This is a genomic window from Paenibacillus assamensis DSM 18201, from assembly GCF_000422445.1.
GTDB classification, from domain to species: Bacteria; Bacillota; Bacilli; order Paenibacillales; family Paenibacillaceae; genus Paenibacillus_B; species Paenibacillus_B assamensis.
The window spans coordinates 123,327-144,569 of sequence record NZ_KE383839.1 but is presented as its reverse complement, the minus strand read 5'-3'; the positions used below and the strand labels follow the sequence as shown (position 1 = coordinate 144,569).

The window sequence follows — 21,243 nt, the reverse complement described above, 5'->3', positions numbered from 1 at the left end:
ATCAGAATCTCCTTCCTGTATGTGAAATTTATGAGTTTATCAAATGGGGTTTTGTCGAGGTCTTTACCGAAATTCCAGCCTACCTCGAAAACGTCGCTTTACTTCAACAGCCTAAAGTAGCGCCACCATCCACACAAACATCATGCATCGTAATATGTCCTGCACGAGAAGAAAGGAGGAAAAGAACGGAAGCTGCAATATCAGCAGGAGTTGCAATCTTGCCTAGTGGTATGCCCACTCTATACGATTCCGAGGAACCATCAATAATCGGCTGTGCTCCATTCTCATCTTTCCACAACAGACGCTGCATCTCTGTGTCCGTTGAGCCAGGCGATACTACATTGCATCGTATGTTGTCCTTGGCGTACTCCAGTGCCAAGCACTTCGTGAACATCGTCGATGCCGCCTTTGATGCTACATAAGCAGACATTTGCGTACGAGGAACTTTAGAAGCATTCGAACTAACCGTTACGATAGCTCCTGATTGGCGGGTTGCCATACGACGTACCACAGCTCGGGAAGCGTAAAATACGCCATTTGTATTAACTGTAAAGTGAGATTGCCAGTCCTCGTCGCTCAGTGACTCGATGGCGCCCATTCGCAGCACACCCGCCACATTTATCAACATGTCAATCGGACCTAGATCTCGCTCAACTTGTCCGACAATAGCCTCAACTTCAGAACTTCTTCCTACATCGACCTTATAGCCGAGCACTTTAGCTCCAACTTCTGTTAGATCAACGACGAGGCTGCGCAATCCAGCCTCGTTCCGATCTACAACCGCTATCCTTGCACCTTGTTCAGCAAGAGCCCGCACTACTGCTTCACCGATACCTTGCGCGGCACCAGTGACAAGTGCAACTTTCCCTTCCATGCATGGATAATACACTGCTGAAACCTCCTTAATGTTCAGGATGCAACGCAAATCGCAATGCTCGGGCGATCAGAACCGGCAGCACCGATACATGGCCCTCTCCTTCAAACTCCTTATATTCCGCATGAACACCATAATCCGACAATAATGCCAGACGCTCAGAGAGCTGACATGCTTTCGCGCAATTGCCTGCCACATGCATTTTTTCCAGCTCGCCCGCACCAAGCATCAATCGTATGCGATGCGGCTCTTCCTTTACTCGAGCACTAAAGTTTTGTTCCAGCTCCTGCAAATATTCTTTATTCCAATGAATAGACGGGCTGCCTGCAATATAATATTGAAAGGCATGCGGCCTGCTAAACATGGCATACAAAGTGAACAATCCACCAAGCGAATGGCCAAATAACGCCTGCCGATTGCGATCAATGTTGAATTCACTTTCGATTTGAGGCTTCACTTCTTCCTCTACAAATTTCAGGAAAGCCTCAGCACCACCCTGTTGCGGCAAAGGAGATCCATCTGATTTGTTCAAAATGCTCGTGTTCGGAAACGGCGTATAATCATAGAAACGATCCGGTGAGAACTGACTCTCCGTCTCATACCCTATTCCAACGATGACCGCAGGAACAACACCTGTTTTTTCCGGACGACGGCATTGCAAGCGTAAAGCTTCTACCATTGTGTTTAACACACAATTTCCATCTAACATATAAATAACCGGGTATCCTGATGGTGGGGCTTCTCCCAGTGGTTGTGCCACAATAATGCGATATGTGCGCTGTTCAGCCTGCGAACGCATGACCCAATGCTCTGCACGAGGCAATTCCAATCTACGACGCATCATATCAATCGAAACCGTACGGTTGCTCATGATATCCTCCCTATTTGCTCGTTAGTAATCGAACCGTATCGTCAACAATCTTTTCATAGGCAATAAGACCGCTTCCGAGCCAATGCTGATTATTAACTTCATATACATGACCATTTTTGACAGCAGGCATGCTCTTCCAAATATCGCTTGCCATCATTTCTGTCATCCGCTCTGTCCCTTGGTCATAAGCATTGATGACAAATATGAAATCTGCATCCAATTCAGGCAGTATTTCTAATGAAATATTGGCTGCCGTTTTGTTCTCAACGAGCTTGGACATCCCAAGTCCCAAATCCTGATGCAGCGCATATCCACAAAAATATTCGCCACCCATCAAACTGACGCCCCGAGGTGCAAAACGGATAACTGCAACCTTTTTATCGCCAACTACGCTGCTCAGCTTTTCTTTTGCTACACTCACTTTTTGCTTATAGGCTTGCACAGCCTGTTCTGCCTCTTTAGACTTGCCGAGCAAATCTCCTAATGTAACTAGGGATTTCTCAATATCTCCAGCAGCATTTTTGAACACATACGTCGGGGCAATTTTGGCATAATTCTCATATGCTCCGTTCTTGGCATATGACTCCGCATGCAAAACGATAAGATCAGGATTATGAGCCAATAATACTTCAGGGCCAGGAAGCCCTCCTGAGTGGTCAATCTTAAGCACATCCTTCAACTGATCTTGCAAATAAAAATGACCCAGCTTTCCATTCGACCATTGCGCAACAGGGCTCACGCCCAATGCAACTAACGAATCCTCCATGTTCGGAGCAAAGACACTCTTCACCTCTGCTGGCAGCTTAACTTCATTGCCAAGTTCATCAGTTATCGTTCGCTCACTAGACGCAGCGCTTTGCTGCCCAGCAGGAGCAACTTCAGTGGAGGATACATTCGAACTCGAATGCTTGGCAGATCCATCTTCTTTGCTTGTGCTATCTCCACAGCCTGCCAACAAGCCAGCTATAATTGCAGAGCACACGATTACGGATACCCGTGTCCTCCAAGCGATTCTTCCTTTAGAAAAGCTGTTCAACACCATTCATCTCCCTCTTTGATAATAATTCTCAATTAAGTCGAGTATATATTAGGTACCAAACGATACACCATGGCTTTTATCCAGAAGTGCATTTGGACAATTTCCTGTAAAGAGGAGCAACGCTTCATCAAGCATCCTGCTAATAGCAAGGGCAGAGTATTCAAACCACGGATCAGAAGAAATCATATATACATGGCGATTCGCAACCGATTTTAGCTTTCTCCATTCGGTAGAATGCTGCAATCCAAGCCAGTATCTACGAGAAGAAGCTTCTGGACATACCGCAACAAATATGCGATCCGGATTGCACTGCAGCAGCTTCGTAATTGTAATCTGCTGATTGTTCCTAACGCTTATGCTACAAGCAGGTTCCAGCTGCAAGTCTTCGTAAAGTACCTCCTCTAAACCACGATTGCTGTACACATGAATGCTGGACCCAAATATACGCAGCGTCAAAACGCTTTCCTGACCTACTACTTGTTCAATTTGCGAGCGAGCATATTGAACTCGTTGTTCATATTGCTCGATCCACCGCTGGGCTTGCTCTTCTTTATTTAAAAACGCAGCTATCATCGTCAACTGCTCTCTCCATCCTGCGTGGGCTGGAACAATAAGCGAAGGAGCAATATGCTCAAGCTTGCTAATTTGGTCTGTTGATAGATGATCCGTTCCAATAATGGCGTCAGGTTTGGCTTGAAACAATCTATCTGCATTTTCTTCAAAACTACTATCGTGATATGGTGCAGTGAGCTTTAAGTGGGATTTGATCTCGGAGTGGTAAACATTGTAATAAAATGGTGTCCACTTTGCATCAAGTGGTGCTACTACAGGCATTACGTTCAAAGGCAGCAGTTGTCCAATAACGGAGGAAGAACAAGTCGCAATCACTCTGCGAGTATTTTTGGCAAAATCAGATGGTGAAATGCCGACTTCTTTCTTGAATTTACGACTAAAATAGAATTCATCTTTATATCCTACTTTGACTGCGATGTCGCGCAGCAAGCAGTCTGTTTCGGCTAAATATCGTTTCGCATGATTAATACGGACGTTCGTAACATAATCCATTGTGCTTTGGCCAAATGTTTTTTTGAATAAATCAACAAAGTATTTCGGACACACATTAGCCATCTCTGCCAACAATCCAATCGAAATTGGTTCGTCAAAATGCTCATCGATAAATGCTTTTACTTCTATTAAACTCGTTTTTCGGCTGTCGCCTGAAGCAAATGAGCTTCTGTCTAGTTGTAACTCTATTTGTGAACTCACGCAGAACCACCCCATCAATATGATCAATTGCAAGAATAAAAAAGCACATGAACAATAATTAATTGATAATGATTATCATTGTCGATTTTAACCTATCACACTGCCCCCTATTCGTCAATCTATAACAGAACTTGTATACACTCACACACTCCATATAAGAAGTGAAAATCTCTTCAATTATTTTTCAAGCTCATACTGTCAACAAGTAACTTAATCACTAGGTGGACAACGTAAATAAACGTAGCGATACCAAAAATTCACCTAGTGTCAAATCGCATTTCTAGCTATAATGAAACAATGAAAAAAGAACATATCGAAGAAATTCATTATATTAGAGCTTTTGCCTTTCTCGCTGTCGTCCTGCAGCACTCTATCGGGCATTACATTTTTGTCCCTGAGGCTCATTTAGCAGATGGTGTTGCCTTCACCTTTTTACTGCTGGTTACTAAATTCGCCGTACCGATGTTTATTTTTATAACAGGGCTCGTTCTATTTTATAATTACGATGGTCGACTGAATTACTGGACATTTATGAAGAAGCGGTTTAGTGACATTATCGTGCCGTACTTATTTTGGTCTTTTGTATATTTGCTAATTCAAAATCATATGGACGTACTATCTGCGATTAATAGGTTTGGAGAAGTATTTCTGACAGGTAAAGCATCCTACCACCTTTGGTATGTAATCATGATTATTCAGCTGTACATTACGTTTCCTATTTCTCGCTTCATCATTATGCAAGCAAAGAGATGGGTTCGTACACCACTTGCTGTTTATATCACTTTCTCAGTATTGGCAATCGCTTATATCCTATTGATGACGTACCCGATTCATATAACGGCTGCGCGTTGGAACATTCCATTGATTACACCTATTTTGACTAAATATGCGGATCGAAATGCACTTAACTTCTTCTATTACTTTGCACTTGGCGCATTGGCTGGTCTGACGATCACAAGCTGGAGAGCATGGATAAGCCGCTATGCTGGATGGATATATTCCTTATTTATTTTGACTAGCACTATTATGGCGTATCGTACTATTTCAAGCTTCGAGATTGTTCCAGCACTGAAAACAGAATATAGCCAATTGCTGCTGCTAAGGCCTGTCACGGCGCTATTTTTAGTTAGCTCCGTATTTGCTACGTATTTATTCTGTATGCGTATAAGCAGTGTTGCGAATAGTCGTACCCGTCGTGTCGTTACGTTTGTTAGTCATTATTCTTACGGTGCATATCTCGTCCATGCCTTTGTGTTAGGACTATCTTATTGGCTGCCTGACTACTTTGCTAATTATATCAATGTAACCTTGCGAACAATTATTGCCTTTATCATCGCTTCGTTCTTATCCGTCATGTTAACTTATGTATTGTCCAAACTGCCTATGGGGCATATGATGACTGGCTTGAGAAGAGCGCGATCCAAAACCGAAACAAACAAATCTACTTCAGCAACGATGTAATCATACTTGCTAATTTAATGAACGAGTTTAAGCGAGGAGCTAATCACAGCTTCCTCGCTTATTTTTGCTGCTATTTACGTCTACTACTGACGAACCCAATTGAAGCAAATGAAAACGACGGGTTTCCCCGTCGCTCTCGTTCATGTAAATAATCGTTTAAAATGCCTGCATACCAAGTGTATTTAACTTCTCGCCTTGAATGTTAACACCAGCACGACCCGTAATTTCGATATAGTGAGCTACACGGCGGCCTACACGAACATCCGACTCATCGCGGTTACCTTCTTGTGCTCCATTAATAACCATAATCGTAGCGCCAAATCCAGGCACAAGTCCTTTAGCAAGCTGCGCTGCTGTCGGTACATAGTTGCCAACGATAATATCGTGGCAAGAAGGCTTAGGATCTTGCGGTGTCATCCAGAACAAAATAGCTGTCATAAAGCCAAGTCGTCCATCGTCTGTAATCTTCTCAGGGTTATTCAGCAATACATTTTTATTACCGAAAATAATGGAACCGATCAAGCCATAGTTGTAGTTCCAGCTCAACTGAATTGGACCGCGACCATGATAAGATTTGCCTGCCACTGGTGGATAGTCACTATTGCTTTGCACATATCCGATTCCGCCTTGACCGTTCACATAAGCAACTTCTTCGTTAAAGAATAGTGCCCAACTTAGTTCTCCACCTGGAGCACCTGGCCAGCCGCCACCTGTTTCATGTGAAATATTCGCTAGGAAAGCAGCAAGCTCACGCTTACGGTTCACTTCCGTTCCTTCTTTTAAGAACGTACCAAAATCAATGATTCTGGAACGTGTTGGCTTACCGATATTCCACTCTGCGTTGAACTCTTTTTCTTCAAACAAAAGTGTTTCTGTCTTTGTAGTCTTGTCCAAACGCCAAATTTGCTTCGTCCAGTTGCTAGGTCCACGGTAGACTTCTTTGTACTTAATGTTCGCAACATCACGAACAGCTGCAATCAAATTATCATAGGAGTAGTAGTCCGTTTGTCCCGGTTTGTAGTAAGGTTTGCCTGCTGCTTTTTGATGCCATCCTGGCGTACCTGTACGCAATGGGAACAACGTTTCATATTCGGTTCTAGGAAGAGCAGCATTTACAGCTTGGGCCGCTTGATCTGGGGAATACTGTGGATCAATGCCACCCCACGTTTGTTGAATTTGCTGATCCGTAATGACACGGCTGCCACCAACTGGCAGGAGTGGTCCTTCTCCATTTCCGGTATTCGATGTGGTTGCTGATAGCGCTGTGCTTGCAGCTGAAGCATTGCCAGCGGCATCCAATGCTTTAACTGTATAACTATAAGCCGTATTAGCTGTCAAGCCAGTGTCTGTATAGGAAGTTGTCGTTGAGGAGCCTACTTTGACCGCATTTCTAAAAATATCGTATTTGGAAACGCCAACATTATCGGTAGATGCAGTCCAAGACAAGGTGAGAGATGTTGAAGTTGGGTTTGAAGATACAAGTCCTGCTGGTACGCTCGGAGCAACTGTATCCGTTCCACCACCTGGGTTTGGCTCAGTGGTTACTAGTTTCCACACACTAGAAGTTTCAGGATTTTCGCCCTGCGTCCACCATTTTGCTTCATAAATTTTACCATTGTAACTTACTTTGGCCCCTCCAGTATAGGCAGTGCTCGCATTCCATGCAGGTACCGTAACTTGAGCTACAGCGAAGGAATTGCTCGATGCTGCATACACTGCTCCTCCTGCAACTGGAGTAGATACGATCATAGCTGCACCAAGTACTGCACTAATATTACGCACCATATGTTTACGTTGTAATAATTGTTTCTTCGATTTCATAATGAGCCTCCTCTACATTTTTGGTTTCTCTCCGCACATTCTAGATGGTTTCATACAGAACAAAGCTGCGATACCTGCTGAAAAAGTCGAATGCTAGATTCTGATCGCCAATAAATAGAGCGCTTACAAAAATACCGTTAAAACGAGACAAAGCGTACGTCATATCCCTCCCATTTCCATATATTAGATAACACTTGTATTATAATTTGATAGACGGCTTGTTGTCACTATTTAATTTTTTTTGTCAGCTGATGCATACTCATAGTTTCGTTCTACTAATCTATTCGACAATAAAAAAAGAGAATCTCTTTCTACACGAAATGATAATTCTCTTTACATAGCATAAATTCACCACTGTTTAAATCGATAAAGATGAGCTTACTACGAACAGTGTTATACCCATGGCGTTACTTCCGTTGATCCTGCTGGTAATGAACATTGTAAAAAACGAGCAAAAAAGTAAGGCATCAACTGCATATCACATGCTAGCTGATGCCTTACTTTTATGTCTATTTTGTTTTAGCCGACCCTGCCTATGATTTTGAGTCTTAATTGGAGCGATGTTCAATCCATTTTATAAAATGCTCCATGTAACTTTGAATGTTCTGTTTCGTGCGCTCATCCGAAACGATGTTCAACTCAGCATTTACTTTTTCATGTACTTGTGATACACGCACTTTTTGAAATGGCAGACAAGGAACTTGCATCGCTTCAATCGTATGCCTAAGTTGTACTTGAGCTAATGCCGTACCTAATCCACCAGGTGTCGCTCCAACAATACCTACAGGCTTACCCTGCAAAGCTCCGGATCTTGGCGGGCGTGATGCCCAATCCAACGCATTTTTGAGCACTCCGGGAATACCGGAATTGTATTCCGGCGTGACAATTACGATACCGTCTGCATCTAGGATCCCCTTATTAAACGCCACTACGGATGCTGGCAGCTCTCCCGCTTCCAAATCTTCGTTATACAGAGGGAGATTACCGAGCTCAATGCAATGAAAAGTGGCAGAAAGGTTTAAGTCCGCAATCGTGTTTGCAATCATGCGATTATAGGAATTTTTTCGCAAGCTTCCGCAAATTAGGCCTATTTTTTTAGACATGATGAGCTCCTCTTCCTGAAATATTATTTCTTTACTATTTCCTAGAAGGCTGTACTTATTCGATATCAAGTTACGTAAAGGGCCATTGCTATGTACTAACTTACTTTTCAGCTATGTTGCATACATAGAAAGAAACTGCAGTAATGTTGACTGTTTCACCCGTATGACGAAGTGCGGCACCTTGTGCCTCCACTAGATCGAAATACTTCGTATATATTTTTGCTTCATCAAGCTTTTCCGTCGCATATGGCGCCTCTTCTATGTAATAACGCCCATCCTCGTATTTTAAAACATGACCGTTTCTCTCTATTGACATGTGCCACCTCTTAGAAATTAGTTTGCTTTGTGTTAGACATTAGACATCATAAGACTATGATACCATGTTGTTAACGATAAACTAAATTCTCTATTCATCTTTTCATGTTGCTCCATGTCCTCTTCAGAAACCGAACATATTCCCATAATAAGATACCTTAAGTACGCTGTGAATCAACATATTCCTCAATCAATCCTTTGTGGTATTCTTTCACTCTAATACCATACTCGGTTCCTCGCACATAAAATAACAAATCCATTTTGCCCGACAAAATAACACAAGAGAAATCCCCATCTTGCTTATTGAGTTCTTCTTTGAGTCTATTAGCTGTATTTAAATTCGGATATATGCTAATCTTCCCTTCCACATCAATAACCTTCACGATATCGGTTAGTAAAACAAATGTATTTGCTCTTACGAAATCTTCAACTTTATCTGCATGAAATAGATTTAAAAACATAATGATGCAATTTGAGCTGACTAGTTTCAATAGAATTTCTGAGGCATCAGCATTTATTAGATCAACTTCATTCATATATATACTCACATTATCACATCACTTAGAAATATTAGATTTACCATTCATCATTTTCAAATCATGAAAATGATCCTCAAAATAACCAATAGAATCCCAAGAATCTCCTAAATCAATATACAAGTCATCAATTGATTCTTTTGATGAGCCAAACCTCTTTATCAAAAATTGTTTATATTCCTCCATTGTATTATTATCGTAAACATAATCGCTTGCACAGTAGTTATCACCCATGTATATCGCCTTCGTTTTCCCCATATAGGATGCTATTTCATAGCAAATCATTCTCATTTCATGACGATGCACAAGATTTTTCAAAAAAGGGCTCCATCGAGTAAAAGAAGACAGCTCGACTATATGACGATTGAATAACAAATCAAATCCCCCTGGGCCATCAAGCTCAATATATCCGTCAGCCTCTAACTTTTCTTCAATCGTATTCGTAACGGAGTGCTCAAAGCTAAAGTAGCTCCATTTCCATATATTATTTAGATGCGGATTATTTTTCACTACTTCTTCGCTAAACTTTTGTAGTGTCGGGAACTTAGTAGCATTATTTAGATCGTCACATAACTGATACATACCTGCTGAACTAAGTGTATTATGAAATACAGCTGAAAAATTTACTCCCATGGCTATCCATCCTCTGTATAAATGTCATCGTCATTTCCACAAGCTTCGCTATCAAAATGTCCATTAAACTATCGTTCCCAGATGGAATATCAATTCTTAGTTTACCATGATACTGGTTGCACAATTTATTAATTATTAAAATTGTCCGTTACGATAATTTCACTGATACAGATGTTTTTTACCATGGGCTAGATCCTGCAAGGCAATTAAAAGGTTCAATGTGTTCAGGTTCACTACTGCTGGCTATTTTGCTGCGCAGGATCTCGCGGCTTGGATGATTAGAACATTAGTTGATGACGAAATGGTTGACACTGTATTAGAAACGGTTCAGCCAGTTGCTAAAGGTTTATATTTTTAAATGTATTAAAAAGACCAAGCGCAGAACACACTTGGTCTTTCATGATGAGCTAAACTATATTTACCCATGCTCTGCAACCATTAGATCACTGCGGTCGCTCAATAGAGAACAACTTGCCTAAAGAAGAATAATAGCTTCCGGCCATGCGGCTCACAAGCTGCAGCTTCTCCGCATCAATACGTCCATCCTCGTAGATATCATCCGCAATATGTGCACGCACGACACGAGCAATGAGCAGATCACAAGTAGGTGTTTCATCCGTACCACCTAGTGGGATGGACTTCTCAAGCACACACTCCATGCGAATTTTAGATTCTGCGATCCCAGGTACACGAATCGATTCGCTCTCAATCGGAGTTAAGCCAGCAAGTTCAACCTCACTCTCATCTGGCGGTACATTCGCCGCAGTCTCGTTGACTGCCTTTACGATTGCTTCATCGACGATATGAATCACCAACTCGCCAGACTCAATCGCATTTCTCGCTGTATCCTTCAATTCGCCTGCTTTGCGTTGAACCGATACAGAGAGCATCGGCGGATTGCTGGATACGATGGAGAAATAACTAAACGGAGCTGCATTCAATACGCCTTTTTGAGACAGCGTCGTAATAAAAGCAATTGGTCTTGGCACAACACTGCCAATAAGCAGCTTATAAGCATCTTTATCTGTAAGTTGTGTTGCATCTATCGATATCATAACAAAATCTCCTCGCTTTAAATTATCTTGAATTAAAGATAATTCAAGATAAAGATTCTGTCAACTTTGCTACTGCTGCAGCATAGCTTCAATCTGAGCTATTACTTTATTCACCACTTGATTCGTTCCACTTTTTCTCATTGCCTCTTTCAACATCGACTTGCTCAATCCGTTCTTAAATACTTTCCCTTATCAGGCTATTACCATTGCCGTAAATGTACGGCTCACCATTTTTTAGCGCCACCCAATTACATTACACCCTTCTCATAAATATGAAATTACGAGCGGTTATATTTAAAAACAACAATAATTATGGTAATTGTAGACATCTTAGCTGATATTCATTACAATCCAAATGTAGAACAACCTCATCATGCATTGGAGTTGATAATATGAATCTATCTCGAAATGATAGATTAACACGATGGATATGGTGTTTTGTCATCATTGGTATGCTGGCTAATATCCCCTTAGTTTATCAACGTGTGACAACGGAGAACACGTCAAGCAGCGTTCAGTTCGTTATGCATTTTCGAGATCTGCTGCAAATGTCAGATTCACAGCTTCACCCTGCTTCGTTTATCCAAGAACAGCTTAATACGATGAAGGAGACTGGCATAAACGCCATTGCTGTACATGAAAGCACACTTCAAGAGCTGCTCTTAAGCCGCAAAATAAATATGTACTCTTCACGCGAAGTCAGCGTATTGACCTCTCAACCGATTTCACCTCAAGAGAACTTCACCTACATCCTTTTTACGGATCCGAATAGTCGAAGTCAAATGAACCAGTTCATTGAACAGCAAGCACAACGTTTGAACATTGCCACCCAACGTTGGACCTTGAACGAACAAGATGGACTTGTCTTAGAAATGCCAATAAAAGACGCTTCCATCATAACGCTCGATTATGATCCTCTCACCTTGCAAATGCTGAAAGAACAGCAGTTCGACATCGTTGCTTACATATCCAATCGCCGTCCATTTGACGCTAATGCGCTCGACAAGTCCCTAGCGATGCTGCGCAGTTATGGAGTAACCACGTTGGTGATCGATGGAGAATCGGTACCTGGCGTGACGAAGTCCATCAATGAACTAGACGACAACATTAAGCTTACAGCTGATTTAATGCGCAAGCACGGTCTAAAACTAGCTCTGCCCGAACTGAAAAAGACCGAGCCTATCGGACTGCAAACGCTGGCTTCTAATCTAGATAATCAAATCGTACGCACGCATATTTTCAGCGATTTTGATTCTGGTAAACTGATCGGTACGCTTAATGACAAGCAGCTTGAAGCACTCATGACGAGATTTGCAGATCGACTTGTTCTAGCTGTAAAGGACCGCAATATCCGAACTATCCTTATCTCCGCCAAACCAGCTGTTAGCCCAAGTACTGGCACCTATGTTAATCCACTAGAACCGTTATATTCGATCTTAAATGGTAAAGATAGTGTAACTGCCAGACTAGAAAAGTTCAGTATGCAGGTTGGACAGGCTCCTGTATTTGAGACGAAAGAAATTCCTATGCAGATGCTATGGAAGTGGCTTATGATTGGGGTGGGTATTGCTATCATTGCATTACTGGTAGGATGCTTCTTTCCCGCTCTCCTACTGCCAAGTTTGCTGATGGGCATCGTTGCTGCTGTCGGACTCTACGTAGTATCGCCTTTATGGCTCTACAAATTAATATCGTTAGGCGCTTGCATCGCTGCACCTACAGTTGCTCTCATCTTGGCGATCCGCACATTGCGCAGCAAACAAAGCTTGTCTCTATCTCCTATACAGCGCATCGTAACAGGTGTAACTCTATTTATCCGCACTTCGATGATATCTCTTATTGGCGGCATGGTAATCGTCAGTTTACTAAATGACATTGTGTTTCTATTAAAAGTCGATCAATTCCAGGGCGTAGGGCTGGCTAGTATTATTCCAATAGGTTTTGTCGCGCTCTATTTACTCTTTTTTGATAAAAACGAGCTGTCTTTACGAGGAAAAGCTCAATTTGTTAAACGTATCTTACTAACGCCGATCACCATTCTTTGGTGTGTAATTGCTGCAGCCTGCTCCGCCGTACTTCTTTATTATTTTATTCGCACGGGAAATTCAGGTGCCGTTTCCCCAATCGAGCTATTGTTCCGCGCCTTGTTAGAGCAAACGCTCGGTGTTCGTCCACGCCTAAAGGAATTTTTATTTGCATATCCACTCTTCTTCCTCGGTGCTTACTTAGCATTAAGTAAGGTAAAGGCAGGCATTATCATTTTCGCGATGAGCATCATTGGTCAAATTTCTCTCGCGAACACATTCGCCCATCTGCATACACCGCTTATGATTTCCTTTATCCGTGTAGGATTAGGTATGGTTCTCGGAATTATTATAGGCATACTTGCTATAGTCGCTTGGCATATCGTTTGTTTCATTTGGAACTATGGGAAAAAGCGTTGGTCGAGCAATATTAATTGACAGTTATAGTACAACGTTACAATTGTGCTTCTAAATGAACAGTAAAGGCTGTCTCCCTGTGGTCCCCCCATAGTTAGAACCTATTAAAATAGGCTAACAGTTGGAAGGCAACTCCCACGTGAGACAGCCCTTATTTTTAAGTTAACGATAAGTCAACTCTGTATCTTTCTATGAATTAAAAAGGCTACTCTTCCAATAAATTGCGCTGGAATTTTGCCATCGCCGCATACTCCTCTTCCAACCTACGCGGAAGGGAAATAAAGATCGGAAGCAGCTGGTGATACAACTTCGCATTCTCCTTCACAGGCTTATGCTCATGGGATGCACCTACCATCGTCGAGACAATATCCAACGAATCGGTTCTACCCGTAGCATAGAGCCCCAGTACAACCGCACCTAAGCAGGAGCTTTCATAGCTTTCTGGAATGACCACTTTCTGATCGAAAATGTCTGCCATCATTTGACGCCACAGCTCCGAGCGGGCAAAGCCACCAGTCGCATGAATGCGATGAGGTCGACCAATCTGCTCTTCCATTGCCAAGAGCACCGTGTATAAATTGAAGATGATCCCTTCCAAAACCGAACGAATCATATGCTCTTTGCGATGGTGCATCGTTAAGCCGAAGAAGGACCCTCGCGCATCGGCATTCCAGAGCGGAGCACGCTCACCTGTGAAAAATGGGTGGAACAACAAGCCGTCTGATCCAGGTCTTACACGCTCAGCAATTTGCGTGAGCAGATTATACGGATCGATTCCAAGGCGCTTCGCAGCTTCCACTTCCGATGCGGCAAGCTCGTCACGCACCCAGCGGAATAGCATGCCGCCATTGTTTACCGGACCGCCTACTACCCAGTGCTTGTCAGTTAACGCATAACAGAACGTACGTCCTTTCGGATCAGTCACAGGCCGGTCAACTACCGTACGAATCGCTCCGCTTGTCCCGATTGTAACAGCTACGACTCCAGGCTGAATCGCATTGACACCTAGATTGGACAATACTCCATCGCTTGCGCCTACAATAAAGGTTGTTTGAGGATCAAGGCCCATTTCACAGGCGAATGCTCCATCCAATCCTTTCATCTGATGCGTTGTTGGCACGAGCTCAGACAGCTGTTCTCTACCCACACCAGCAATTCGAAGTGCTTCCTCGTCCCAATCAAGCTGCTGCAAGTTAAACATGCCTGTAGCAGATGCGATGGAGTAATCAACTACATATTTGCCGAACAACTTTGCAAATACATATTCTTTAATCGAAATGAACTTGGTTGTCTTCGCAAACAGCTCCGGCTCTTCGTCACGCAGCCACATTAGCTTCGTAATCGGCGACATTGGATGAATCGGCGTCCCTGTACGGCGATACAACTCATGTCCGTTCATCTCCTGCTTCAAGCGCACCGCATGAGCAGCACTCCGATTGTCTGCCCATGTAATACAAGGCGTCAATGGAACGCCTGCTGCATTAACGGCAATAACACTATGCATCGCAGAGCTGAAAGAAACGAATAGGATATCGGATGGAGAGACGCTGCTATTCGACATGACCTGTTTAACCGATTGAATGACCGCCTGAAAAATCTGTTCCGGATTCTGTTCTGCAATCGTGGCATTAGGTGTAAATAATGGGTACTCTTCCCCGCCTTTTGCTACGACTGTACCATCTTCCTGAAACAGAACTGCCTTCGTACTCGTTGTACCAATATCGATACCGATCGTATATAGAACTTTGCTCATAACATAACCCTTCTTTCCTTCCACTGCCTTTATTGCATATTCAAAAAGTCCGTGATATCCGGACTTTTTGAACTGCCTCTATTTAAACGAACATACTGAGAGCAAGAATTAGACCAAGTGCTACAACAGATAGTATCGTCTCCATCACGGTCCAAGACTTCAACGTTTGTGTGACCGACATGTTAAAGAACTCTTTAACCATCCAGAAGCCTGCATCGTTAACGTGGGACAATACGATCGAGCCAGCACCCGTTGCCAATACAACAAGCTCGACATTTACACCTGGGTTCATAGCTAGAACAGGAGCTACAATTCCTGCTGCCGTTGTCATCGCAACCGTTGCGGAACCAGTAGCGACGCGAATAAGTGCTGCTACCAGCCAAGCAAACAGAATAATATTTACATTAGCTTGTGTTGCAATTTGTGCAATCGCTCCACCTACTCCACTATCAATAAGCACTTGCTTGAATGCTCCGCCACCACCGATGATCAAAATAATCGTTGCCGTTGGCGCCAAACATTCGCTGCTGAAGCGGGAAATATCTTCCTTCGTGAATCCACGAGCAAAGCCAAGCGAGTAGAAGGAGAATACGACCGATATGAGCAACGCTATGACTTCATGACCGATAAACTCAAAGAATATCGTCCAGCTACTTGTTGCATCTGGATCTAGAATTAACGCCGCAGAACCAGCTAACATTAGAATAACGGGTAAAAGAATCGTAAACAACGTAATTCCGAATCCAGGCAGCTTAATGTCGCCTTTGACAGCAAATTGCTCTTCTAGATTTGCAGGCGGCTGAACTTGTATCCGCTTACCAATATATTTACCGAAGATAGGACCAGCAATGATAGCAGCTGGCAAACCTACGATCAAGGAATACAAAATCGTCATGCCAAGGTCAGCGTTGAATGCATCAATCGCAATCATTGGCGCCGGATGTGGTGGTACAAGACCGTGTACAATAGACAAACCAGCAAGAATCGGAATCCCGATTTGCAAGAGAGACATGTTCGTTTTACGTGCAACGGTGAACACAATCGGAATCAATAGAATAAGACCAACTTCGAAAAATACCGGAATACCAACGATAAAACCTACAAACATCATCGACCAGTGAACGCGCTTCGCACCAAACTTATCAACGAGTGTTGTTGCAATTCGTTCCGCGCCGCCAGACTCTGCCATCATCTTACCTAGCATCGTTCCGAGACCGATAACAAGCGCAATCTTACCTAACGTACCGCCGACGCCGCCGATGACGGACTTCACGACATCCAATGGATTCATACCAGAAAGAAGACCAAGCATTAATGCAGACAATAACAAAGTAACAAAAGGATTCCACTTATACTTCGCAATAAAGACAATTAAGAATGCAATAGATACAAAAGTCCAAACAAGCAATGTTGCTTCATGACTGAGACCGAAAATCGTGCTCATCAGAATGTCCTCCCTTGATGTACGATCAATCTGAAATATTTTTGTATACTAGTCGACAACTTTGCTCGCGCCTTATTATCGCCTTACCTCCACTTATTCTGGAGGAAGGCTTGTAACAAGGGTTTTACGTGAGTCAGCAAAATATTGTTCGACGCCGCGCTTAATAACTTCAATGTCCTTCGATTGCAATCCCTGCAACAGCTCTCTATGCTTTTCAATCACATTTAGAAGTTTCTCTTCTCCCATGGAGAATACTTCCTCTGTCGTAATTAGCAGGACGGTCAACACGATATGACGAATACTGTTCCAAAGATGTTGAATTCGACGATGCTCTGCTGCCGCGATAATGGCTTCATGGAATGAAATATCCTGATAAGCAAACTCGACGACATCATTGTATTTAACTGCAAGCTCCATTTTATCAATAATCTGATTCAGTTGAGTGAACAACCGCTCCTGATCGACATCAGCTAAACGCTGCTGCACAAAGCTTTCAATCAAATATCGAACATCATACAATTCCTTCACATCATCCAATGTCAATCCGATTACTACAGCACCCATTCGTTCGAGGCGAATAAGCCCTTCATTGGATAACGCTTTCAATGCTTCTCTAACTGGAGAACGACTCGTTCCAAAGTCGGCAGCTATCCGATTCTCGGAAATCACCTCGTCGGGCTTAATCGTTCCTTTAACAATTTGCAAACGCAATTCGCATGCGATACATTCACCTAATGAGGCTCCTTGCAGCCATGTTGACGGATAGTGCATATGATTCAACTCTTCCTAATGAAATAGATGATGCCGAAATCCGAACTAACGGCATGTCTGCTCTATCTTATCATATGCTGGCTTACCCAATCCATTTTGCTATAAAAATAGGCTTTATCATTCGTTACTTCGATACGACTGCATGTCCACCGAATTCGTTACGCAGTGCTGCTACAACTTTGCCATGGAATGCATCGGTATCGAGTGAGCGATATCTCATCATTAACGACATTGCAATGACTGGTGTGCTCGCTTGAAGATCAAGGGCTGTCTCCACTGTCCATTTTCCTTCGCCAGAGCTGTTCATAACTCCACGAATACCTTCCAGCTTCGGATCTTTCGCAAAAGCATTCTGTGTCAAATCCATGAGCCAGCTGCGAATGACGGAACCGTTCGCCCATACACGAGCAACCTGTTCATAATCAAAGTCAAAGTCACTCTTCTCAAGCACTTCGAAGCCTTCTGCAATCGCTTGCATCATACCATATTCGATACCGTTGTGGATCATTTTTAGAAAATGACCGCTTCCAAGTTTGCCTGCATACATGTACCCATGATCAACCGCCATGTCGCTGAACAACGGCTCCAAGCTTCCGAATACCTCTGCGTTGCCGCCAATCATGAAGCAACCTCCATGCTCAGCTCCATCAGTTCCACCAGACGTTCCAACGTCAAAGTAATGAATACCTTGCGATTGCATTTTTTCGCCACGAGCTATGGATTGCTTATAGTGCGAGTTCCCACCATCAATAACGATGTCTCCTGGAGACAATATAGGAAGCAATGTATCGATAACACTGTCTACGATCTCACCCGCTGGGACCATCATCCATACGATACGTGGCGCATCAAGCTTATGTACAAGCTCCTCAATCGTCGCCGCTGGAACCGCACCTTCTGCTGCCAGCTTCTCTCTTGGTTCAGCATTCACATCGTATACGACTGCCTCATGATCGTAACGCATCATATTGCGTACTAGATTGAACCCCATTTTGCCAAGACCTATCATGCCTACTTTCACTACATGTTCCCCCTTGCTAGCCTTTTCACAACAAGTATACTTGTATACAAGTTGTACTTCGTAAATGTATGATAACGCTTTCTTAGAAAGTTGTAAATAGTTTTTTTAGAAAAGATTAGAAAGCTGTTACCGTTATCAGCTTCATAATGAATAAAAAAGACCGCACATTTGTCAACGAGTGACTAAATTAATGCGGTCCAACTATGATTTTTTCTAAACGTTGTTACTTTCTTCTATTTATTATTTCAGCAATTGATTGCGCAATAATGACATTTGCTTGTCCATCTGAAACGCTGACGCTGCCAAGTCAACAAGCTGCTGCTTCGCATCCGCTGGTACTTCACCGTCTTCATATTTATAGTTCAATTTATGCTCAGTCGCAGCCCAGAAATCCATGGAAGAAGTACGAAGCTGGATTTCTGCTGGTACCCACAATATGTCATCTGCCAATATAACTTTCGTCTGAACGACCAAATGCAAACTCTTATATCCGCTCGGCTTCGGGTTTTGAATAAAGTCTTTCACTCGCATAACACGAATATCTTCCCGTTTCTCAATATGCTCCTTCATCATGTACACGTCGTCGATAAAAGTCGTTACAATACGCATACCTGCAATATCAAAAATTTGCTTTTGAACCGCTTTTTGATTAAAGGGAATGTTCTTCTTTTCAATCTTTTTCAATAAAGACAGTGGATTTTTGATGCGAGATTTCATATGTTCAATCGGTGAATAACCGTATCTTGATTTCCAGTCGAGATCAATAATTTGGAAGTCACTAGTTAATTCATTCAACGCCATCTGGTATTGGCGGAAATAGCCGCCCCAGTTTTTTTGCAGCAATTCGAATATTTCGCTCTTACTTTTTTCTTTTGTTATTTCGGCAGTTAGGTCTAATTCCGTTGTTAGGTCTGTAGTAATATGATCCGCAACCATATTTTCTGTAGTCAACATTAATGTGCCCCCATGATGAGTAATAGTATGTGTTACTACTAACATAACGATTCAAGATGAAAAGAACCTGAAAATTAGCAAATAAATTAATTAAATCGAAAATGGCATATCCAATAGTACGAATAAATCGCCTAAGACACTATATAATTGGAATTGGAATTGGAATTTGTATTTGTATGTTCTCCGAAATTAGTATACTGGATCTTTACTTTCTTCGCATTTCAATAATGTTGGATATACAAGAAAAAGAAGCTGTCCCACGTCTACATATGTGGAACAGCCTCTATAGTAGAATTCTATTGTGCCATACAACACTTTACTCGCGATCGAACAGTGTCGCCCCTGCAATACCTGGCTTGGTCATTTCATACGGATTCAGAATAATATCCAGTTCCTCTTCTGTCAGTACGTTGTACATGAGGCACAGCTCTTTAACCGATTTGCCCGTCTCCGTAGCCTGTTTTGCAATACGTGCAGCCACCTCGTAGCCAAGGTGCGGGCTAATCGCTGTAATAATACCTACGCTCTGCTCCACATATTCACGGCAGCGCTCTTCGTTCGCTTCGATACCTTCCAAGCAATTTGTACGGAAAGCCGTAAATACATTGCTCATCATGCTAAGCGACTGCAGTAGGTTAAATACAAGAACTGGCTCCATCACGTTCAATTCCAGCTGTCCAGCCTCAGATGCAAGACAGATCGTATGGTCGTTACCGATGACTTGGAAAGCAACTTGATTCACAACTTCACACATTACAGGGTTCACCTTACCCGGCATGATAGAGGAACCAGGCTGACGAGCAGGTAAGCGAATCTCACCGAAGCCAGCGCGTGGTCCAGACGCTAACAAGCGCAAGTCATTAGCCATTTTCGACATGTTCATCATACAGACTTTCAACGCTGCAGATACTTCTGTATACGCATCTGTATTTTGAGTTGCATCAATAAGATGCTCTGCACCCACAATTGGGAAGCCAGATAGCTCGGCTAACAATGCAACAACTCGCTGGATATATCTAGGATCGGCGTTCAAACCTGTTCCGACTGCGGTTGCTCCCATGTTTACTTCATATAGATGTTCTTTCGTACGCTCAATACGCTTAATATCGCGTGCCAACATACGGCTGTACGCTTCAAAGGTTTGGCCAAGTCGAATCGGAACCGCATCTTGGAGATGTGTTCTGCCCATCTTAATAACATGGTCGAATTCAGCTGCTTTCGCGCACAATGCTTTATGCAGATCATGCATGGTAACAAGCAATTTATCTAAATGAGTAAGTACGGAAAGATGAATCGCTGTCGGGAATACATCGTTTGTGGACTGCGAACGGTTAACATGGTTGTTCGGGCTTAACGATGCGTACTCTCCCCTAGGCTTGTTCAACAATTCCAACGCTCGATTAGCTATAACCTCATTGGCATTCATATTAATAGAAGTGCCCGCACCGCCTTGAATTGGATCGACGATAAATTGATCATGCCAATGACCTGCAATGATTTCATCCGCTGCTTGCACGATGACATCGCACATGTTCGGCTGAAGCTGCTTCACTTCCTTATTGGCAATGGCAGCCGCCTTCTTAACAATCGCTAAGGCACGAATTAATTCCGCATCCATGCGGTAACCTGTAATCGGGAAGTTCTCAACTGCACGTAACGTTTGAATGCCGTAATAAGCATTCACTGGGACTTCCTTTTCCCCTAGAGAATCTCGTTCTACTCTGGATTGACTCGTAATCATCATGGGAATCCCTTTCTTTCTCTCTCATTTTGTAAAACGCTTACTATGCTAAAAATATAAAATCATGGTTAATTACAACTTCATTATATATCTATTGATCGTAAATATCTATCTGAAAATTAATATTTATTAGCTAATTTTTTA

At 42.7% G+C, this 21,243-nt stretch carries 18 protein-coding genes and 1 pseudogene; 3 read left to right on the top strand and 16 right to left on the bottom strand.

Annotated features, from left to right (window positions below; translation table 11 throughout):
* Nucleotides 1-103: 103 nt before the first annotated feature.
* From H580_RS0120825 to H580_RS0120810, 4 genes are read right to left on the bottom strand one after another with little or no spacing between them, the layout of a single operon-like run.
* Nucleotides 104-874 carry a 2,3-dihydro-2,3-dihydroxybenzoate dehydrogenase gene (locus H580_RS0120825; protein ID WP_036605622.1) on the bottom strand — a complete coding sequence of 257 codons (771 nt, stop codon included), beginning with the start codon at nucleotides 872-874 and terminating at the stop codon, nucleotides 104-106.
* 28 nt (nucleotides 875-902) lie between these two features.
* Nucleotides 903-1,745: an alpha/beta hydrolase gene (locus tag H580_RS0120820; protein ID WP_028596501.1), complete on the bottom strand. Its 843-nt coding sequence runs from the start codon at nucleotides 1,743-1,745 to the stop codon at nucleotides 903-905.
* A gap of 10 nt (nucleotides 1,746-1,755) precedes the next feature.
* Complete coding sequence (locus H580_RS0120815) at nucleotides 1,756-2,787, bottom strand: ABC transporter substrate-binding protein (protein WP_051217619.1); 1,032 nt, start codon at nucleotides 2,785-2,787, stop codon at nucleotides 1,756-1,758.
* Between the two features lie 45 nt (nucleotides 2,788-2,832).
* Nucleotides 2,833-4,050: a helix-turn-helix domain-containing protein gene (locus H580_RS0120810; protein WP_028596499.1), complete on the bottom strand. Its 1,218-nt coding sequence runs from the start codon at nucleotides 4,048-4,050 to the stop codon at nucleotides 2,833-2,835.
* Between the two features lie 297 nt (nucleotides 4,051-4,347).
* On the opposite strand from H580_RS0120810, the gene H580_RS25025 reads away from it, so the two are divergent.
* On the top strand, nucleotides 4,348-5,511 hold the full coding sequence (locus tag H580_RS25025) for an acyltransferase (RefSeq protein WP_051217618.1): 1,164 nt from the start codon (nucleotides 4,348-4,350) through the stop codon (nucleotides 5,509-5,511).
* Nucleotides 5,512-5,667: 156 nt separating this feature from the next.
* Here the strand turns inward: H580_RS25025 and H580_RS26880 are convergent, their stop codons facing one another.
* The 5 genes from H580_RS26880 to H580_RS0120780 form a co-directional block, all read right to left on the bottom strand.
* The gene (locus tag H580_RS26880) at nucleotides 5,668-7,332 is read right to left on the bottom strand and encodes a glycoside hydrolase family 19 protein (protein ID WP_028596498.1); all 1,665 of its coding nucleotides are present in this window, start codon (nucleotides 7,330-7,332) and stop codon (nucleotides 5,668-5,670) included.
* A gap of 548 nt (nucleotides 7,333-7,880) precedes the next feature.
* Nucleotides 7,881-8,435, bottom strand: a complete 555-nt coding sequence (locus H580_RS0120795; protein ID WP_028596497.1) for an NADPH-dependent FMN reductase — start codon at nucleotides 8,433-8,435, stop codon at nucleotides 7,881-7,883.
* A gap of 100 nt (nucleotides 8,436-8,535) precedes the next feature.
* On the bottom strand, nucleotides 8,536-8,751 hold the full coding sequence (locus tag H580_RS0120790; RefSeq protein ID WP_028596496.1) for a hypothetical protein: 216 nt from the start codon (nucleotides 8,749-8,751) through the stop codon (nucleotides 8,536-8,538).
* Between the two features lie 157 nt (nucleotides 8,752-8,908).
* Complete coding sequence (locus H580_RS0120785; RefSeq protein ID WP_028596495.1) at nucleotides 8,909-9,286, bottom strand: hypothetical protein; 378 nt, start codon at nucleotides 9,284-9,286, stop codon at nucleotides 8,909-8,911.
* Between the two features lie 21 nt (nucleotides 9,287-9,307).
* A complete protein-coding gene (locus tag H580_RS0120780) occupies nucleotides 9,308-9,919 on the bottom strand; it encodes a hypothetical protein (RefSeq protein WP_028596494.1) in 612 nt (203 codons plus the stop codon).
* 232 nt (nucleotides 9,920-10,151) lie between these two features.
* Between H580_RS0120780 and H580_RS26305 the strand changes: the two are divergent.
* Nucleotides 10,152-10,277: pseudogene (locus H580_RS26305) on the top strand (DJ-1/PfpI family protein); the annotation flags it as partial.
* An 85-nt stretch (nucleotides 10,278-10,362) separates the two neighbouring features.
* On the opposite strand, the gene H580_RS0120775 reads toward H580_RS26305, so the two are convergent.
* Nucleotides 10,363-10,974: a flavin reductase family protein gene (locus H580_RS0120775; RefSeq protein ID WP_028596493.1), complete on the bottom strand. Its 612-nt coding sequence runs from the start codon at nucleotides 10,972-10,974 to the stop codon at nucleotides 10,363-10,365.
* Nucleotides 10,975-11,366: 392 nt separating this feature from the next.
* Between H580_RS0120775 and H580_RS0120765 the strand changes: the two genes are divergently transcribed.
* A complete protein-coding gene (locus H580_RS0120765; protein WP_028596492.1) occupies nucleotides 11,367-13,436 on the top strand; it encodes a DUF5693 family protein in 2,070 nt (689 codons plus the stop codon).
* Between the two features lie 184 nt (nucleotides 13,437-13,620).
* On the opposite strand, the gene gntK is transcribed toward H580_RS0120765, so the two are convergent.
* The 6 genes from gntK to aspA all read right to left on the bottom strand — a co-directional run bounded on the left by gntK (nucleotide 13,621) and on the right by aspA (nucleotide 21,099).
* Nucleotides 13,621-15,168: a gluconokinase gene (gene gntK / locus H580_RS0120760; RefSeq protein ID WP_028596491.1), complete on the bottom strand. Its 1,548-nt coding sequence runs from the start codon at nucleotides 15,166-15,168 to the stop codon at nucleotides 13,621-13,623.
* 82 nt (nucleotides 15,169-15,250) lie between these two features.
* Nucleotides 15,251-16,612 carry a GntP family permease gene (locus H580_RS0120755; protein WP_028596490.1) on the bottom strand — a complete coding sequence of 454 codons (1,362 nt, stop codon included), beginning with the start codon at nucleotides 16,610-16,612 and terminating at the stop codon, nucleotides 15,251-15,253.
* Between the two features lie 93 nt (nucleotides 16,613-16,705).
* Entirely contained in the window at nucleotides 16,706-17,383 is a 678-nt protein-coding gene (locus tag H580_RS0120750) for a GntR family transcriptional regulator (protein WP_028596489.1), read from the bottom strand.
* Between the two features lie 124 nt (nucleotides 17,384-17,507).
* Complete coding sequence (gene gnd / locus H580_RS0120745) at nucleotides 17,508-18,404, bottom strand: phosphogluconate dehydrogenase (NAD(+)-dependent, decarboxylating) (protein WP_028596488.1); 897 nt, start codon at nucleotides 18,402-18,404, stop codon at nucleotides 17,508-17,510.
* Between the two features lie 240 nt (nucleotides 18,405-18,644).
* Complete coding sequence (locus H580_RS0120740) at nucleotides 18,645-19,358, bottom strand: GTP pyrophosphokinase (protein ID WP_245583612.1); 714 nt, start codon at nucleotides 19,356-19,358, stop codon at nucleotides 18,645-18,647.
* A gap of 316 nt (nucleotides 19,359-19,674) precedes the next feature.
* The gene (gene aspA, locus H580_RS0120735) at nucleotides 19,675-21,099 is read right to left on the bottom strand and encodes an aspartate ammonia-lyase (protein WP_028596486.1); all 1,425 of its coding nucleotides are present in this window, start codon (nucleotides 21,097-21,099) and stop codon (nucleotides 19,675-19,677) included.
* Nucleotides 21,100-21,243 lie beyond the last annotated feature (144 nt).

Excerpts from the sequence above, each read along its gene's own strand:
- H580_RS0120825 (WP_036605622.1), bottom strand. The coding sequence starts at position 874 with ATGGAAGGGAAAGTTGCACTTGTCACTGGTGCCGCGCAAGGTATCGGT.
- H580_RS0120820 (WP_028596501.1), bottom strand. The coding sequence starts at position 1,745 with ATGAGCAACCGTACGGTTTCGATTGATATGATGCGTCGTAGATTGGAA.
- H580_RS0120815 (WP_051217619.1), bottom strand. The coding sequence starts at position 2,787 with ATGGTGTTGAACAGCTTTTCTAAAGGAAGAATCGCTTGGAGGACACGG.
- H580_RS25025 (WP_051217618.1), top strand. The coding sequence starts at position 4,348 with ATGAAAAAAGAACATATCGAAGAAATTCATTATATTAGAGCTTTTGCC.
- H580_RS26880 (WP_028596498.1), bottom strand. The coding sequence starts at position 7,332 with ATGAAATCGAAGAAACAATTATTACAACGTAAACATATGGTGCGTAAT.
- H580_RS0120795 (WP_028596497.1), bottom strand. The coding sequence starts at position 8,435 with ATGTCTAAAAAAATAGGCCTAATTTGCGGAAGCTTGCGAAAAAATTCC.
- H580_RS0120790 (WP_028596496.1), bottom strand. The coding sequence starts at position 8,751 with ATGTCAATAGAGAGAAACGGTCATGTTTTAAAATACGAGGATGGGCGT.
- H580_RS0120785 (WP_028596495.1), bottom strand. The coding sequence starts at position 9,286 with ATGAATGAAGTTGATCTAATAAATGCTGATGCCTCAGAAATTCTATTG.
- H580_RS0120780 (WP_028596494.1), bottom strand. The coding sequence starts at position 9,919 with ATGGGAGTAAATTTTTCAGCTGTATTTCATAATACACTTAGTTCAGCA.
- H580_RS0120775 (WP_028596493.1), bottom strand. The coding sequence starts at position 10,974 with ATGATATCGATAGATGCAACACAACTTACAGATAAAGATGCTTATAAG.
- H580_RS0120765 (WP_028596492.1), top strand. The coding sequence starts at position 11,367 with ATGAATCTATCTCGAAATGATAGATTAACACGATGGATATGGTGTTTT.
- gntK (WP_028596491.1), bottom strand. The coding sequence starts at position 15,168 with ATGAGCAAAGTTCTATATACGATCGGTATCGATATTGGTACAACGAGT.
- H580_RS0120755 (WP_028596490.1), bottom strand. The coding sequence starts at position 16,612 with ATGAGCACGATTTTCGGTCTCAGTCATGAAGCAACATTGCTTGTTTGG.
- H580_RS0120750 (WP_028596489.1), bottom strand. The coding sequence starts at position 17,383 with ATGCACTATCCGTCAACATGGCTGCAAGGAGCCTCATTAGGTGAATGT.
- H580_RS0120740 (WP_245583612.1), bottom strand. The coding sequence starts at position 19,358 with ATGTTGACTACAGAAAATATGGTTGCGGATCATATTACTACAGACCTA.
- aspA (WP_028596486.1), bottom strand. The coding sequence starts at position 21,099 with ATGATTACGAGTCAATCCAGAGTAGAACGAGATTCTCTAGGGGAAAAG.